Origin of the sequence: Carboxylicivirga litoralis (genome assembly GCF_025499605.1) — a bacterium.
GTDB lineage: Bacteria > Bacteroidota > Bacteroidia > Bacteroidales > Marinilabiliaceae > Carboxylicivirga > Carboxylicivirga litoralis.
Map to the genome: position 1 here is coordinate 1 of NZ_JAFMVC010000001.1, position 14966 is coordinate 14966.

At 40.2% G+C, this 14966-nt stretch carries 11 protein-coding genes and 1 pseudogene; 1 reads left to right on the top strand and 11 read right to left on the bottom strand.

Annotated features, from left to right (window positions below):
- Positions 1-356: pseudogene (locus J1N10_RS00005) on the bottom strand (hypothetical protein); the annotation flags it as partial.
- A 315-nt stretch (positions 357-671) separates the two neighbouring features.
- Between J1N10_RS00005 and J1N10_RS00010 the strand changes: the two are divergent.
- The gene (locus J1N10_RS00010; RefSeq protein WP_262324616.1) at positions 672-875 is read left to right on the top strand and encodes a hypothetical protein; all 204 of its coding nucleotides are present in this window, start codon (positions 672-674) and stop codon (positions 873-875) included.
- Between the two features lie 394 nt (positions 876-1269).
- On the opposite strand, the gene J1N10_RS00015 is transcribed toward J1N10_RS00010, so the two are convergent.
- The 10 genes from J1N10_RS00015 to J1N10_RS00060 all read right to left on the bottom strand — a co-directional run bounded on the left by J1N10_RS00015 (position 1270) and on the right by J1N10_RS00060 (position 14911).
- The gene (locus J1N10_RS00015; protein ID WP_262324617.1) at positions 1270-2388 is read right to left on the bottom strand and encodes a DNA alkylation repair protein; all 1119 of its coding nucleotides are present in this window, start codon (positions 2386-2388) and stop codon (positions 1270-1272) included.
- Between the two features lie 126 nt (positions 2389-2514).
- Complete coding sequence (locus tag J1N10_RS00020; RefSeq protein WP_262324618.1) at positions 2515-3681, bottom strand: thioredoxin family protein; 1167 nt, start codon at positions 3679-3681, stop codon at positions 2515-2517.
- A gap of 76 nt (positions 3682-3757) precedes the next feature.
- The gene (locus tag J1N10_RS00025; protein ID WP_262324619.1) at positions 3758-5068 is read right to left on the bottom strand and encodes a thioredoxin family protein; all 1311 of its coding nucleotides are present in this window, start codon (positions 5066-5068) and stop codon (positions 3758-3760) included.
- A gap of 21 nt (positions 5069-5089) precedes the next feature.
- Positions 5090-6229, bottom strand: a complete 1140-nt coding sequence (locus tag J1N10_RS00030) for a TlpA family protein disulfide reductase (protein ID WP_262324620.1) — start codon at positions 6227-6229, stop codon at positions 5090-5092.
- 20 nt (positions 6230-6249) lie between these two features.
- Positions 6250-6765 (bottom strand): hypothetical protein, encoded by a 516-nt coding sequence (locus J1N10_RS00035; RefSeq protein WP_262324621.1) that lies wholly within the window; start codon positions 6763-6765, stop codon positions 6250-6252.
- A gap of 17 nt (positions 6766-6782) precedes the next feature.
- The gene (locus tag J1N10_RS00040) at positions 6783-8204 is read right to left on the bottom strand and encodes a RagB/SusD family nutrient uptake outer membrane protein (protein ID WP_262324622.1); all 1422 of its coding nucleotides are present in this window, start codon (positions 8202-8204) and stop codon (positions 6783-6785) included.
- 24 nt (positions 8205-8228) lie between these two features.
- Positions 8229-11417, bottom strand: coding sequence for a SusC/RagA family TonB-linked outer membrane protein (locus J1N10_RS00045; protein ID WP_262324623.1), 3189 nt, complete (start codon positions 11415-11417; stop codon positions 8229-8231).
- Positions 11418-11534: 117 nt separating this feature from the next.
- Positions 11535-12959: a DUF6242 domain-containing protein gene (locus tag J1N10_RS00050; protein ID WP_262324624.1), complete on the bottom strand. Its 1425-nt coding sequence runs from the start codon at positions 12957-12959 to the stop codon at positions 11535-11537.
- Positions 12960-13179: 220 nt separating this feature from the next.
- Positions 13180-14229, bottom strand: coding sequence for a FecR family protein (locus J1N10_RS00055; protein WP_262324625.1), 1050 nt, complete (start codon positions 14227-14229; stop codon positions 13180-13182).
- 100 nt (positions 14230-14329) lie between these two features.
- Entirely contained in the window at positions 14330-14911 is a 582-nt protein-coding gene (locus J1N10_RS00060; protein WP_262324626.1) for an RNA polymerase sigma factor, read from the bottom strand.
- Positions 14912-14966: the final 55 nt, after the last annotated feature.

A 14966-nucleotide genomic window follows, 5' to 3' on the forward strand; every position in this document is an offset into this window, starting at 1 on the left:
AACTCAAAACCTTTCAGTAAGGTCAAATCACCATCCAACACATTACGCTCACCGCGTCGGTTGGTCGTATCCGCCTGGATAGCTTTCAGAATCTTCGCTGCTAATCGGTTCGAAACACGCTTATCAGCTGCTCTAACCAACACTTCATTTAAAGCATTTCGCAGTTCCTTACCAGCCTTACCGGCACAACCAAATTCAGCGCCGTTTTCGCGTGTGCGGGCATAGGCCGGATCCTTCTTGATACGTTCACCATCCACACCTCCTTTTTCACGGGCCATATACTGGCCACCACTCTTGTAAAATGACAAATCACCAACTCGCCCTTCAAGTTTGATAACTCCTTTTTGCCTTGCCATAACATCATTTTTTATGGGTTAATAGACTCAAAGTACAACTCCATAAAACGCCATTCAAATGTGAGTGTCCGACTTGTCCCTGTTGGTAGCTTTTGTCCGTAAATTTCCTTAATAGTTATCCTTAGATAAGGTATTGCTTAAGTACTCTTCAGACATAGATGAAGTATAGATACAGTAGTAATATCGTTTGTTAATTTTTTCAACAGCATAATAACTGTTTTTCCTGAAATGATTAAGAATCTACCTGCTTTTCATGATTTATAACCATTTTTCCTCTATATTAAATTTCAATGATACTTTATTCATCTTAGAGCAATGACTAAAGCACTAACAAGGCTATGCATATACCCCAAAGATGTGCAGCGCATCACCGGTAAGAGTGAAAAGTCAAGCCGACGCATACTGCATAACATCAAGGAGGCTTTGGGCAAGAAGGAGCACCAGTTCATTACATCCGAGGAGTTTGCCATCTACACCGGCATCGATGCCAACCTCGTCCGCGAATACCTGGTTGATTAATTAACACACTCCCATTATTGCCTTCAGTAGCATTATATCTGAATCTCAATCAATTTGAGTCATTCTGAAACACCTCGCTGCAATCCATCGATATCATCTAAATTCAATCCTTACCCGCAAAACCCCTATTTAACGATATCTTACTACTGAATACTCGATAATTTTAGCCTTTTTTGATACAAATCGTGGAATTTTATTTCGTAACTTTGTCACTATCAAAGGATATCAAACGCACTCAAATTCAATCATTTGAATCGGGAGTCACTCGGGAATCGACAAAATTTGATTTTCACTACATACTGGTTATAAGAGATTTACAGAGGATGACACAAATCCTGTCATCCCGACGATTGAAAATAAGAAGGTTAGCAGTTTTGCTAGCCTTTTCTATTTTCTAAACTTTTAATTCAAAACTACTTTCATCCACCTCCACTCCATTTATTATCAAGCTAATAATATGTTCTCCCATATGAAACTTTCGCGATGAGACTACTTTAAATGATTGATGCCGAGTGATTGTCGTCCTTGAATTTGCAACATAGTTCCTCTCACTAATTTTAAACACTTTTTTAGTATGCGTACTATTTTTCTTGAGAAAATAGATAGCATATTCTAAACGAATCAACTTATCATTATTCGAGCAATTGTACAAATCAAAACTAAACTTGAGTGCTTCACCAACATGAATAATATCAGTTGCCAATCCAAAATTCTTAATCTCAATATCATCAATAGAACCAAAACCAAACAACTGCATCATTTCCTGATTACCAGCTTTTAACAAAGTGCGACTTGCATGTTTAACAACCCAATCTGTTTCTTTCGATTGGCCTTTCCATCGTTTAGCAATGCCGATGGTTATTTCCGGGTTATCCTTTGAAATATCATTCAGATTATTGGCTACACTCTTACGAACATATTCTGATGTATCACTCTTTAAGGCTTCTAAAATCGGAAAAATCGGACTTGGATCGTATTTAAAATCACGAATTGCAATACCCCAGGGTAATCGCGAACGACAGCCTTCTGAAGCTAATCGACGGACATGGTGATTTTTATCGCTTGTCCAACTCAAAAGTTCGCTTAGCATCGTATCGCCAAATTTAATAATAAAAGGGCGAATAGCAAACTCACATGTAGTAAAAGGTGTAATGTTTTTCATGGCTTCAACCGATGTTTTAAAATCATTTAAACCATGTGTTTCGATATAATGGGGCAGAAACATAAAAACCAAATCAGGATATCTTACTCGTTCTGCTACACCATTGGCTTTTAATGTGTCAATTATTTGCAATATCTGGTCAATGCTCTGCGGATAATCATCAGATAAATAAGCTGTCAACACATGTGATATATGCTGCATCCGCTGTTTTAACTCTAACTCGCCCCAATCAGAATTGTAAACTTCGGCAAGAAATTGAGTTATATTAAAACCCTCTAACACAACCTCCAATGCTTCTGTCAACACCTCGAAGAATTGCTTTGAATACAGATTTTTGAATAATTCGGCCATGCTCGTTCTTAAGAAATAATGCTCCTCAAAATACGTAAGACTTCTGTAAGTTCAAATTAGAAACAAACATGAAAATATAAAAAGAATCTACTAATTTGGTAGACTCCATTATTAATTCAACTCTAATTAGTTTTTAACCTCATCCTTTAATTGACTAATTCGCTCTTCTAATTCTCTAACGTCAATATTATCAACATTTACCTTCTGAAGTATTTTAAGTTTCTCATCGAGATAAACTATATTATTAACTAATGGCCACTGACTGACTTCGAAAGCTTTCTCCATCCACTCAGCAGCCTGTTGATAATGCTGCTTTTGAGCATTATCAGAATTATCAATGGCTTTGGCCCAATTGTAGAACAGGAAAGAGTTTGTGCTTTCGTAGTAGCCAAGTTTCATGTTTTCATTTACTTTCTGGATATAGGCATCCCAGTTTTGTTCAGCGCGACAGATGCTTTCGTCAATATAAGCAACTATCCTTTCCCTATTATTAACCTTTCTTTTTTTGAGGGTTTTGCAATATTGCTTATAACCCTTGTAATCAATTTTATCTTTCCTGACTAAAGAGTGACCATAACTCAGATAAGTGCGATAGAGTTTTTGATCAACCTCTTCAGACGAATATTGATTTTTAAAATCAGTCTGGTGCTTATGGAACCATTCAAAAGCTGGCGAGTAGATATCTTCCAGGTAGTTCTTTATTAGCGAATAGTTTTTTTCTTTGAGTAATTCTGTTTTTTCTACTGACTTAAAGTAGGTCGCTAATACCACTTGTATCTTTTGTGGTTCATAGGCATTGCTCAGTCCTTCGATGTAGTTCAGCATTACAGTGAAATTGTTGGATTGAGCGGTATAGTTGCGTTCAAGAGCTGCCAGACCTTTACCATCAATCACCTGTTGGGCTATACTTATTAGCTCATCAGCATTTGGTGCACCAACTGATTTATGAAGTTCATTTCCATTTGAATCGACCCAAATAAGGGTAGGATAGGCTGAAACATTAAACTGTTTTTTTAATAACGGGCCTTCACCGTTTTCCATATCAACTTTGTAGTTAATGAAATGGGCATTAAAAAGTTCACCAACTGCTGTTTGAGGAAAAACATTTTTAGAAAGCATTTTACAAGGACCGCACCAAGATGTATAACAATCTATAAAGATGGATTTGTTCTGTTCCTTGGCTAGTTCTTTTATTTCTTTCCATGTGTCGTGAGTAAAGTGAACACCGTCGCTGGATTGGGCACATGCAACTGCAACTACCAGACTAAATAGTATGCTGAAAATTGTCTTCATATTATATCTTTTACAACAAACGCCTTGAATGGTTATCCAAAGCGTTTGTCTACTAAAACCAAATGTTAAATTATCACTAGAAACCTCCCATTTTCATTGCGGGAATAGCGCGTCCACCAGTTTTGCCTTCTTCCTTGGCTTTTTGCGCCTCCTGGTATGTTTTATCAAGCAGTGCACGGTGCTTTGGCACAATGTTATCAAATAAGTCACTCATAGCTTTTGCCACAGCTAGGCGCTCACCTGTTATGCCAGCTTTTTTGACAAAGCCATAATTGTCGCGATAGGCAATTGATAAACTAAACATATCCAGTTCTTCGGCAGCCATTTGTTTGGCCACAACATCATCCATCAGTTTGGCAGCTCGTTCAAAACATGTTTTATCTTGACAATCCTTCAGACGATTCAATAAATTGAAACCGGATTCCGAATAGTATTTAGAATTCGTTGCCAAACCTTTAGAAAACTTCTCTTCAACCACATCCATATATGTGCTATAGTCTTTTACATGAATTAGCAGGGCGCGGTTGGTGTAGTCTTTAATGCTTTCTATTCCGTCATAGCCATTTGATTCCATTAATGTAATCAGCTTATCAAACTTCTTCTGATCAAATTCGTCTTTGCTATTGACCTCGGCCAGGTTACCTGCATAGCTGTAGTACATACCCGATTCGAAATACTCACCTTGAAATCCATTGGCTTCAATAAATTTTTCCTTGTTCTTATAGAAGTATGCAGCTTCTTTGCTGAATGGATCTTTAACATAGCGGCTCATCAACCAGAAATAGTCTTTCTTGTGCCAATCCGTTTTTGGAATCATCTTCAGGTAGTGCAGTGCCACTTCTTCAGCTTTAGGGTCACTTACCTTGACAAGGTAGCTCAGGTAATCTTCTGTCGTCTTAAGGTCTTTCTTATTCTTCTGGTAGGCAGCAGCCAATGCTTCGGCTCGCTTAGCTTCTGCGGGTGCGCCTTTTGCTTCTTTAATCAGTTCTTCTGCCGGGCGGAAGCCAACTACGCGGTGCAATACTTTCTCGTTACTTGGATCAATAAATAGCATTGTAGGGAAAGCAGATACCCCAAACTTGTTTTTCAAATCAACGCCTTCGCCTTTCTCACAGTCAATTTTTACATTAATAAAATTGGCATTAAAATAATCACCCACCTCTTTCTGTGGGAAAACCTGTTTTGCCAGCATTTTGCAGGGGCCACACCAGGTTGTATAGCAATCTGCAAAAATAATTTTGTTTTCACTTTTTGCTTTTGCTATAACCTCCTGCCAGGTGGCGTGAGTAAAATGAATGCCTTCATTACCGTCATTAACGGCTTTAGCTGGTTGTACCTGGCTAAGGAAGATTAGGCACACAGTTATGATTGTTAATACTTTCTTCATCTTAAATTTATTATTTGTTGATTATTTAGATAATAGTTCGTCCAGTTTCTCATCTATCTTTTTACCTCTTAGCTGCTTTGCAACTATCTTACCATCTTTATCCAGAATGATAATAAATGGAATGCCGCTAAACTGGTAGTCTTTCATGGTTTGCTTTCCGGCATTGGGAGCCAACACCTGAGCCCATGCCATGTTTTCTTCTGCCAGGGCTTTATGCCAGTCGGCCTCTTTCTTGTCAATGGAAACGCTCAACATTTCTACGCCTTTAGAGTGGTATTTTTCGTACACTTCTTTCAGGTGAGGAATTTCGCTTCGACACGGACCACACCACGAAGCCCAAAAGTCGATTACAACAATTTTCCCTTTGTAATCTTCAGGAGACACCATAACACCTTCAGGAGTTGGGTAAGAGAAGTGTGGGGCCACTTTTCCCAGTTTCACCTTTTCAGCAGCTGCCCGGGCTTCTTCCTTGTCTTTGATGTATTTGAGCAGTGGAGGATAAGTAGGGTTAGTCTTTTCTAGAGTTGCAAGGGTTTGATCGATTATATCTTTATCGGTTTTATCGCGCAGGCGACTGATGACTGCCAATACGCTGTTTCTGTCAGCATATTGTTGAGCCAGAAAACGAAAGCGGGCCCTGTCATCATCACTGGCAAAACCGTACAACTGACCAGCAATCTCGCCATACTTTTCAGGAACATCTTTGGTAGCTTTGTATACGGTTTGTGAGAGTCCGATAATTAACTGGTACGAACGGTAATTAACAAAGTTAAGGTGGTTCATCACCTCATTTTTAGGGCCACCATTGATGTATACGTAAGGAGGATTCTTGATTTTAATCTTGGCAGTGTCCTGGCCCCGGAAATCAATATTGAGATCTTCATCTTCGGCCCAGAAACGTACCGATTGCCATTTTTGACAGTCCAGGTTATATTCTCCTGGCTGACTGGTATTCATGTTATAACTATAGCTACCATCTTCAGCCAACTGAAATGAATCGGTCACCACTTTTTCACCATCCCTGTACTGCGAGATGTAAACCTTGTATTTATTATCAGGAAACTTTACTTTTCCTGAGATGGTAATAGTGTCTTTAGGTTGTGTATTGCACGCACTCAAAAGGATAATTACCATTGAGGCCAGTGTTAATCTAACTTTCATATGTATTTGTTTTTTAGGTACTAATTAAATTTCTTCTCCAGATTCTTTTGCATCAGCAACCATTCGCTAATAATCAGCTTTTCAATTTTCTTATCCTGAGCAGTATCGCCAGTGCTGAATATGCCTTCGAACTGCACATAGGCATTGTCTTCATCTCTGCCAACCAGAATGCGATACACCAAAGGCTGGTTGTAATAGTCCGATTGGGTTATGTAATAGACTATCATTCGTTCTTGGCTGTTCAGGACGCTTATTTCCTGCATCCTACTTTTGTCGCCATATATACTAAAACTAATCTGTGCCCCCTGCCCATTACCTGAACATTTTAAGTCTTTTACTTCTTCGATTGAGGCATAAAAATCACCGGGTGATGAAATGTAAGCCCACACGTCATCAGTTGATGCCTTTAAGGTTACACCTTTAATGACTTTAGGAGCTATGCGTTTTGCGGGTTGCATTTGCGCCATTAGCTGCAGACCTGATGAAAAGGCAATAACTGCCACTATCAGGTATAATCTGATACATTTTAATTTCATTGTTTACAGGATAAAATCTAGTTATAGCCTTCGTTTTGTTTTACTACACCGTTACTGATCTGAATTTCGCGCAATGGTATAGGGAATACCTTTTTGTTATCAGGTAATTCCGGATTGTACAATGGTCGGTCGGTACGTAACTGGTCAAAACGTGAACAACCTTCAAAAGCCAGTTCTTTATTACTTTCCAACAGTACACGGTCGATGAATGCATCGTTTGATTCGAAGTCCTCGATGGTATATCCTGACTCAGTTGGATTAGCTCTTAGATGAACCTCATTCAATAAATCGATCATTTCCTGTGTCACCGTATTGGAGGTGCGACCTAAAGCCTCAGCCTTGTATAAGATAACTTCTGGCAAGCGCATTATTGTCAGATTATCTCGTCCATTTGTATTAGGGTATTTGTTCGTTACATATACCGGATTATCCTGATACTTTAATTCTCGCATTAAGCTGGTTTTTCTCAGATCGGTATCAGCGAAGGTACCTATTAGTGACTGGCTGTACCAGTAGTTGTTATAAGTGTAATAAATATTGTTGCCGCCGAACTGCCAGTTTCCGCCATTAGAACTCACCGGGAAACCAAACAGGTGTTCTTTAGAGAATGGAATAACAGCATCATTCGGATTCAATGGAAAGACTTTTAGTAAATCGTCTTCCAACTGGTATTCGGTGCGTGTCAATACTTTGCCGGCCCAGGTAAGCGCATTGGTGTAATCGCGCTGATACATGTACACACGTGCTAACAGTGCTTCGCATGTGGCCTTATTGGCACGGCTCACGCGTGTTTCAACCGCAGTCTGTTCACCAGGTTCGGGTAGGTCGATAATTGCATCCTCCAAATCAGCTATAATCTGATTAAATACTTCCTGGTTGCTGTTACGCGGGCGGATATCCGTATCACGGTTAAAGCCATCGTAATGCTCAAGGTAAAGTACTACACCATCTTTTTGTGATTCATTCATGAGTGCACCATCACCATACCATCCCAGTAAACGCAGGTAGGCGTATGCTCTGATGAATTTAGCTTCTGCCATGTGCTGTAGCATCTGGTTCTGGTCGTATTTTCCTAATTCAGGTATCTTATATAATAGGAGATTTGCCTGTACTAAAGCTGCATAATAGGCTTCGTATATTCCCTGTAGTTGTGTATTTTCAGGTAATACGGCTCCATTATTTATCTCATCGTAGGTACGGCCGGCTCCCGAACTGTAATTACAGGTTGGCGAAGTGGCCTCAGCCATGATATAATCCTTAGTGGCCGCCGCAAAAAGCATATGGTAAGTACCGGCCACTGCCGATTCTGTACTTGTGAATTTCTCAAAAACTTTATCCTCTATAATAGTATCTTCAGGAGCCAGGTCCAGTTGTTTATCACAAGCCGTCAGAAATATAGCCGCGATTAGCAATGTCTGGAAAAAATATCTTGTCTTCATATTAACTATTCTTATTGCTTGTTATTAAAAGCTGATGTCAACACCAAATTTCACACTTTTCGCCTGTGGCATTGTTAACTCATCATAACCACTTAATACAGCGCTGGAGCCATAAGCACTCACTTCAGGATCGATGCCACTGTAACTGGTGATAGTTAGCAGGTTAGTTCCCTGCACATACAGACGGATACGTTCCATGTATAATTTTTTAACCCAATTATTTTTAAATGAGTAGGCCAGGGTGATGTTTCTTAAGCGCAAGTAGGAAGCATCTTCCAAAAAGCGATCGTTAAGGCGACTGACATCATAACCACTCAAGCCGCTATTCGTCCACCGCGGATCTTTATACACCGTAGTAGCGTTATCCAGTTTGGGAACATCTGTCTGATGACCAGGTATTTTCCAGTAATCAAGCATATCTTCAGACAAGTTATTGGCATCTGTTAGTGTATAGGTCATTAAGGTAGCCTGTGTGCCATTGTAAAGCTTTTGACCAATAGAATAAGAGAACGCAAAATTTAATTCCCAATTCTTGTATTGAATCCGGTTGCTGAAACCTCCGTAGAAGTCAGGCATGCTGCTGCCGACTGCATAGCGGTTAGCCAAAGGATTATCACTATCGTATACGCCCTGAGGAGGCACTTCACTTAATGAACCGTCATCATATCGCCATTGGGGGTTACCGTTCATTGGATTTACGCCCACCCAGTCGTACATATAGAATTGGTTCAGGCTTTCGCCAACGACAAATACCTTGCGTTCCAGACCTTGATTGGAGGCCATTTGGTAACCGGCTTCATTCAATCGAAGTAGTTTATCCTTGATGCGCGAAATGTTAAAGGAGCCCGTCCATAACCAGTCATTTGTTTGAAGAATAGTGCCATTCACCAGTAGTTCGAGACCTTCATTCTTCATGTCACCAACATTTTGTTGCTGCGCACTCCACCCCATGTATAAAGGCACCAAATCACTTGCCAATAAGTTATTAGTGCGTTTATAGAAATAGTCAAGTGTAATGTCCAGTTTGCCATTAAACAGGCTAGCATCAATTCCTAAATCCAACGAGGTGGTTGTTTCCCACTCCAGGTTAGGGTTTACGGATTGTGAATTAAATAACAGTGGAACACCATTATACATGAGGGTACCACCATTTACTGTACGGTTATCGCGTGTCCACTGCCCCTGGTTGCCATAATAGCCACCAAAGGACCCGTCTAAGCCTGTTAAACCGTAGCTGGCTCGAAGCTTAAGGTCATCTAACCAGCCTTTGGTGCTAGCCATAAAACGTTCTTCTGACATAATCCAGCCTGCCGAGACGGATGGGAAGCCACGATAGCGCTCATTCTTGCTGAAGCGTGATGAGCCATCGATGCGGTAGGTGAAACCGGCCAGGTACCGATTCTTATAGCGGTAGTTCAAACGGGTAAAGTAGGATACAACCGCCCATTCCTGTGTGATGGCATCCAGTACCCGTTTGTCGGTTGCAGACTGAATACTTTTTTCGTTATCATCGAAGAAACCGGTGCCTGTAACGCGGGTGCGGCTTTCTTCTGAGGTTTCAAAACTTTGGCCAAGAATGGCATTTATCGTATGAACGTCTGTGATTTTTCTTAAGGTCAATACATTGTTAACAACGTATTTCAGGTTCTGGTTGGAAGCACTAGTTCCTGTTCCGCCAGTGTTTTGTGGTGTAGCCCAGTTACGGTTATAAGATTTGGTATTGTATATATCAAGACCGATCTCTGATTTAAAACATAACCATGGTAATGGTTTTAATTCAGCATAGAAATTGGAAATAACACGTGTATCTTTTACGTAATTATCCTCGTTGGCTGTTGCTACCGGATTACCCAGGTGACCGGTTATTGTATTAATGTTATTCTCCGAATCGAAGTTTAAAGGCGTGTGGTAAAAATAGCTGCCATCCTGTTTGTACACCGGAATGTTCGGTGACATCATAATCGCATCGCGGTATACATTTTGACTGTTAAGTGCCGCATTATTAACCAGTGCAAATGTTGAGTTGGTGCCGAAGTTAATCCACTCAGCCGGGCTGAAGTCAAAGTTGGTTCGAACACTGTTACGGATAAAGTCCTGATTGATGATGTAACCTTTCTGATCGAAGTTGTTAAAGCTAATGTAGTAAGATGTATTATCCGTTCCTCCGGAAACTGATGCCCGTGTTTCTTGTGTTACTCCTGTGCGTAGTACTTCATCAAGCCAGTTGATATTGTAGGTTGTTGGAAATTGATCGGTATAACCTTGTGAGCGATTGAAGCGTGTGTAGATATCACTGAACTCATCCGCATCCAGTAGGTCCGGCGTAGCAATAGGCTGGCTCATCTCAACAGAGTAGCCAATGTTTATCTGAGGTTTTCCTTTTTTTCCTTTTTTTGTTGTCACTAATATAACCCCTGCGGCGCCTCTTGAGCCATAAATAGCGGTAGAGAAGGCGTCTTTTAGAATCTCAATGGATTCAATATCATCCGGATTAAGAGCGGCCAGTGGGTTGCGCTCAAACTCGGGCTGCTGGCTATAGCCGTTCGCAACCGAATTGCCACCAATCATACCTCCGGATATAGAGCCATTGCCAAAATCAATATTATTCACCGTTTTACCGGTTCCATATACAGGTACACCATCGATAACAATCAACGGATTGCTATCGGCATTAAGTGATGATAAGCCCCTGATGGTAATAGAGGTTGCACTACCAGGCGCTCCGCTACTCAAGTTGACGTTTACACCGGCCACTTTACCAACCAGCGCATTGTCAAAACTTGGTGCCAGTCCTGCAATGTCTTCTGCAGACACCTTCGCAACAGCACCAGTCAAATCGCGTCTTTCCTGGACACCATAACCAACCGTTACCACTTCGCCCAAAGCCACTACATCTTCTATTAGTTCTGCTTTAATAAATTCTTGTCCTTCATAAATAATATTGATGTCTTTGCAGCCAATACAAGTGATGCAGATGGTTTGTCCTTCAACTACCTGGAGCATATTAAACTCGCCATCCATATTGGATACATCGCCTCGCATGGTTTCTTTCACATAGACATTAGCTCCCGGAATTGGTTCGCCTGTTTTAGCATCAACAATGAGTCCTTTCACGGTTGCCGGTTGCAAGCTCGAAGCCTTAATTTTATCCTGGGCAACCAGAGAGGAGATTGTTAATAGCCATAGGCCAAATATATATATTGCTTTGTGCATGGCAGTAGATTTTTCACCTGGCAATAGCTTGATAGGCAGATGATTTTTAGTTTAGTTATGCAAAAAAATTAATAAAGTAAAGAGTGCCTGCTATTCTAATCAGGCACTCCATACCTGCTACAGTTTATTTAATTTACCACTCCAAACATCCAGTAATTGTGTGGTTGTTTCTCCATCGGGCTCGCTAGCACCTTCAGATGTGGTTGGAGTTGATGTGTATCCACCAACAATCCATACTTTGTTGTCTGCATCAAGGTAGGCCGAATGTCCGGCACGGGCTGTAAATTCAGCTGGCAGTAATGCATCTTCATCCGGAGTTGTCCAGTTGATACCATCTGTAGATACCAATACCTCATTAGAGCATTCACCTAAGGCAGTTTGTCCGCCAAATAACCAAATTTTACCATCATATGAAATAGCTGCTGCTCCCATACGAGGCATTAAGCCAACTGGTGTATTTTTTGTCCATGTAGTTCCATCTGTACTGCTCCAAACATCACCTGAGATGTAACCACCCTGCAATTGTCCGCCAATCATAAACATGGTACCTTCGTGCACAATGTTAGCAGCATAACGGCGAGGCGCTTCTTCTGGAAGATCTGTTTCTGTCCAGGTGGTCAGGTCTGTGGTTGTTCTCACTTTAGTTGATAAAGATTGCGGACCAAAGAAATCAGAACCTTCGCCTTTTGTTCCTGAAATGGAACCATAGAATGTAGTTTGACCTCCTACAACCCATAGAGCATTGTTATGAACAAAGTTCTCTGTTGTAACAGCGGCAGTGGTATAGCCGTTTTCTAGTTTAGTAAATGTTTCGCCATCGGTGCTTTCCCAAATTTCGGCTAAATCCTCAGGAGCCCAGCCACCATCTGCAATAGCAGCATAACCAGTAATATAAAGCTTGTCATTAAATACAGAAAATGTATAGTAGGCACCGCTTGCTCCACCCGGAAAGTTTGTGTCCAGAGTTATTTCTGTCCAGCTTTTTCCATCGGCTGATTTAAACAGTTTTGATGTACTGGAATAACCACCGTTACTAAATACAGCCAGGTGCTTGTCTTTATAATAGATAGCTTGAGAAGCGTTATAACCCATGTCAGTAATAGCAGGATTTTCTTTTACCCAACTAACACCTTCCGGATTAACTTGTGAGACCTTTACCGATACCTGGTAAGTAATTTGTGTTACGCCATCTTCAGCTGTTACAACATAGTTTATCGGTGAACTGAAGTCATTAGCTGTTGCACCACTTAGTTGTTCGTTGCCGCCAACTGTCACCATCGTTTTTTCAATGGCTTCAAATTCGGCTACTAATGCTGATACATCTGCCATGTATGGTAGTTCATCGGCATTGGTAATCGTATAATTGGTCTGGTCAATATTAAATTCAATATTTTCGAGCCCAGGGATATTGCTGTCAGCCATGAAACTAAAGGCAGTTAATCCTGTTAATGATGATTTTGGCGCATCGTCTTCGCATGCGGTAAACACCAAAGCAATAGGCAATACGATTCCCATTACAAATTTGAGAAGATTTGTTTTCATACAATTAAGTTTTAATAAATTATGGTAGTAATCTGCAGATTGATTAAGGGATTGTGGTCTGCCAATTACCATCCGTTAGCATTAAATAATTACGGATTGTTCACTTGATACAGGGATACATTTATCCCATTACGACTAACGTTGTTAATCATTTATTTCATCAACACCTACAGTTGGCCAGTCAGTAGGTGGCGGTGAATATTTATTGATATTTAGTTGCTTATGAAAATATGACTGTAATCTTTCTTTTTGTTTCCTTAATGTCTTTAACCTGATTGCTAAAAATCGTATTAATTAAATCTTTTGCTGTTGGGTTATCATAACTTCCTGAATAGTTTTTATGAGGATTCATTTCCCCTTTAAATTCAACACTTTTGCCATACCATTCCGAGATTTTAAAGGCTAACTCATGTTGTTTCAGGTTGCTGAAACAAAATACCTTATCCTTCCAGCTAAACACCTCGCAATAGCTGTTTACTTTCGTTTTGGCTACTTCATCAGCTGATGAATAGGTGGCACGTTGCCCGCCTGATACTTTGGTGCTCTCGGCAAAAGGAGTAGCACTTTTCTCGCCAATTTTAGCTGCAGGCGTTAATTTAAACATCGGAATTATAACCTTTTTGTACACTGTATCTACAATGGTTGCTTCACCTTCTTCAACAGCCACATCAAACTGATCGTTTTTGCCATTCACGGCTAGTTTGCCCTTGCTTGCTATCGCGCATCGTTTCCCAGAATTAACAATAACCGGCATATTATTGACCTGATCATTGATTTCAATATACGCTTTGCCATTGAGCAGCAACTCACGGTTGCTCTGGCTATATCCATCGTTATAGCTTATTTCACTTCCTCTCGACAGAAATACTTTACTACCATCAGGCAGGTAAAAAGATGTTACAACATCATTACCTTTAACCGTATGTACAAAGCCATTGCCCAATTCATCTTCCCCAAGTTTGCCAAGAGCCAGCGGAATTAAAACAATTAACACCAATACAGCTGCTACCTTGATAAGTCTGCCAATAGTAAATGAAGCACTGCTTGCTGATCTTACCAAAGTAGATTTGTCCTTCACCTTATTCCATACACTGCTTTTTCTGAGTAACTTCTGTTGGCGTCCCAGAATATGTATTGTTTGGCGATAGACGATCGCATTTTCCTCACTTTCAGCAATCCAGTCGAATAACTGTTGCGTTTCGGCTGGCGTCAGTTCACCGGCTAATTTTCGGCTGATTAGTTGTTCTATGTTTGCTTTGTTCAGTGTCATTTTCTTCTATCTGGTTATAAAGACTCATTAAGCTGAGTGTTCCGTTACTGGTTTGGTTGTTTTTTTTGAAAAAAATTCTTTCAGTCTTATAGATAGCTCTTTAGAGGTGTAAAAAAAGTATTAAAAGCTTCAATCCATAATTTCTGATCACCTCTAAAATGCGTTTAGTAGCCTTCTTGAGATGGACATCTAGCGTATTTTCAGAGATGGATAATTTTTTAGCCGCTTCTTTGTATTTTAATCCTTCTTCGCGAACCAGTAGAAAAGCTTCTTTGCATTTAGGTGGTAACTCGGCTATCACATCTTCCACTTTAGTGGTCAGTTCTTCTATTTCAATCTGAAAATGCGGGTCATTTTCTCTGTTTGCAATCTGGTTAAAACTATTTTCTATCGAAAGGGTATCAATTTTCTTTTTACGAAGGTAGTTGAGGCACTGATTTTTGAGCGAAATAAACAGGTAACTTTTAAAATTAGATATGCCTTCCAGCTTTTGCCGGTTTATCCACAATTTCGCAAACACATCACTAATTACTTCTTCAGCATCCTGAAAGCTGCAGTAAAGGCAGGCCACATCAAATGCATAGTCATAGTATTTATCAAACAGTTGATTAAAAGCATACTGACTATCATCTAATATTTGCCTAATGAGCAAATCGTCCGATTGTTTTCCGAAATTTTCCATGATTAAGTGAGCGCAATATAATGATTTTATCCAATTAAGTTCTTTGTATACATGA

What these genes read in the sequence shown, in the direction of transcription:
- J1N10_RS00010 (WP_262324616.1), top strand. Translation starts at nt 672, where the DNA reads ATGACTAAAGCACTAACAAGGCTATGCATATACCCCAAAGATGTGCAG.
- J1N10_RS00015 (WP_262324617.1), bottom strand. Translation starts at nt 2,388, where the DNA reads ATGGCCGAATTATTCAAAAATCTGTATTCAAAGCAATTCTTCGAGGTG.
- J1N10_RS00020 (WP_262324618.1), bottom strand. Translation starts at nt 3,681, where the DNA reads ATGAAGACAATTTTCAGCATACTATTTAGTCTGGTAGTTGCAGTTGCA.
- J1N10_RS00025 (WP_262324619.1), bottom strand. Translation starts at nt 5,068, where the DNA reads ATGAAGAAAGTATTAACAATCATAACTGTGTGCCTAATCTTCCTTAGC.
- J1N10_RS00030 (WP_262324620.1), bottom strand. Translation starts at nt 6,229, where the DNA reads ATGAAAGTTAGATTAACACTGGCCTCAATGGTAATTATCCTTTTGAGT.
- J1N10_RS00035 (WP_262324621.1), bottom strand. Translation starts at nt 6,765, where the DNA reads ATGAAATTAAAATGTATCAGATTATACCTGATAGTGGCAGTTATTGCC.
- J1N10_RS00040 (WP_262324622.1), bottom strand. Translation starts at nt 8,204, where the DNA reads ATGAAGACAAGATATTTTTTCCAGACATTGCTAATCGCGGCTATATTT.
- J1N10_RS00045 (WP_262324623.1), bottom strand. Translation starts at nt 11,417, where the DNA reads ATGCACAAAGCAATATATATATTTGGCCTATGGCTATTAACAATCTCC.
- J1N10_RS00050 (WP_262324624.1), bottom strand. Translation starts at nt 12,959, where the DNA reads ATGAAAACAAATCTTCTCAAATTTGTAATGGGAATCGTATTGCCTATT.
- J1N10_RS00055 (WP_262324625.1), bottom strand. Translation starts at nt 14,229, where the DNA reads ATGACACTGAACAAAGCAAACATAGAACAACTAATCAGCCGAAAATTA.
- J1N10_RS00060 (WP_262324626.1), bottom strand. Translation starts at nt 14,911, where the DNA reads ATGGAAAATTTCGGAAAACAATCGGACGATTTGCTCATTAGGCAAATA.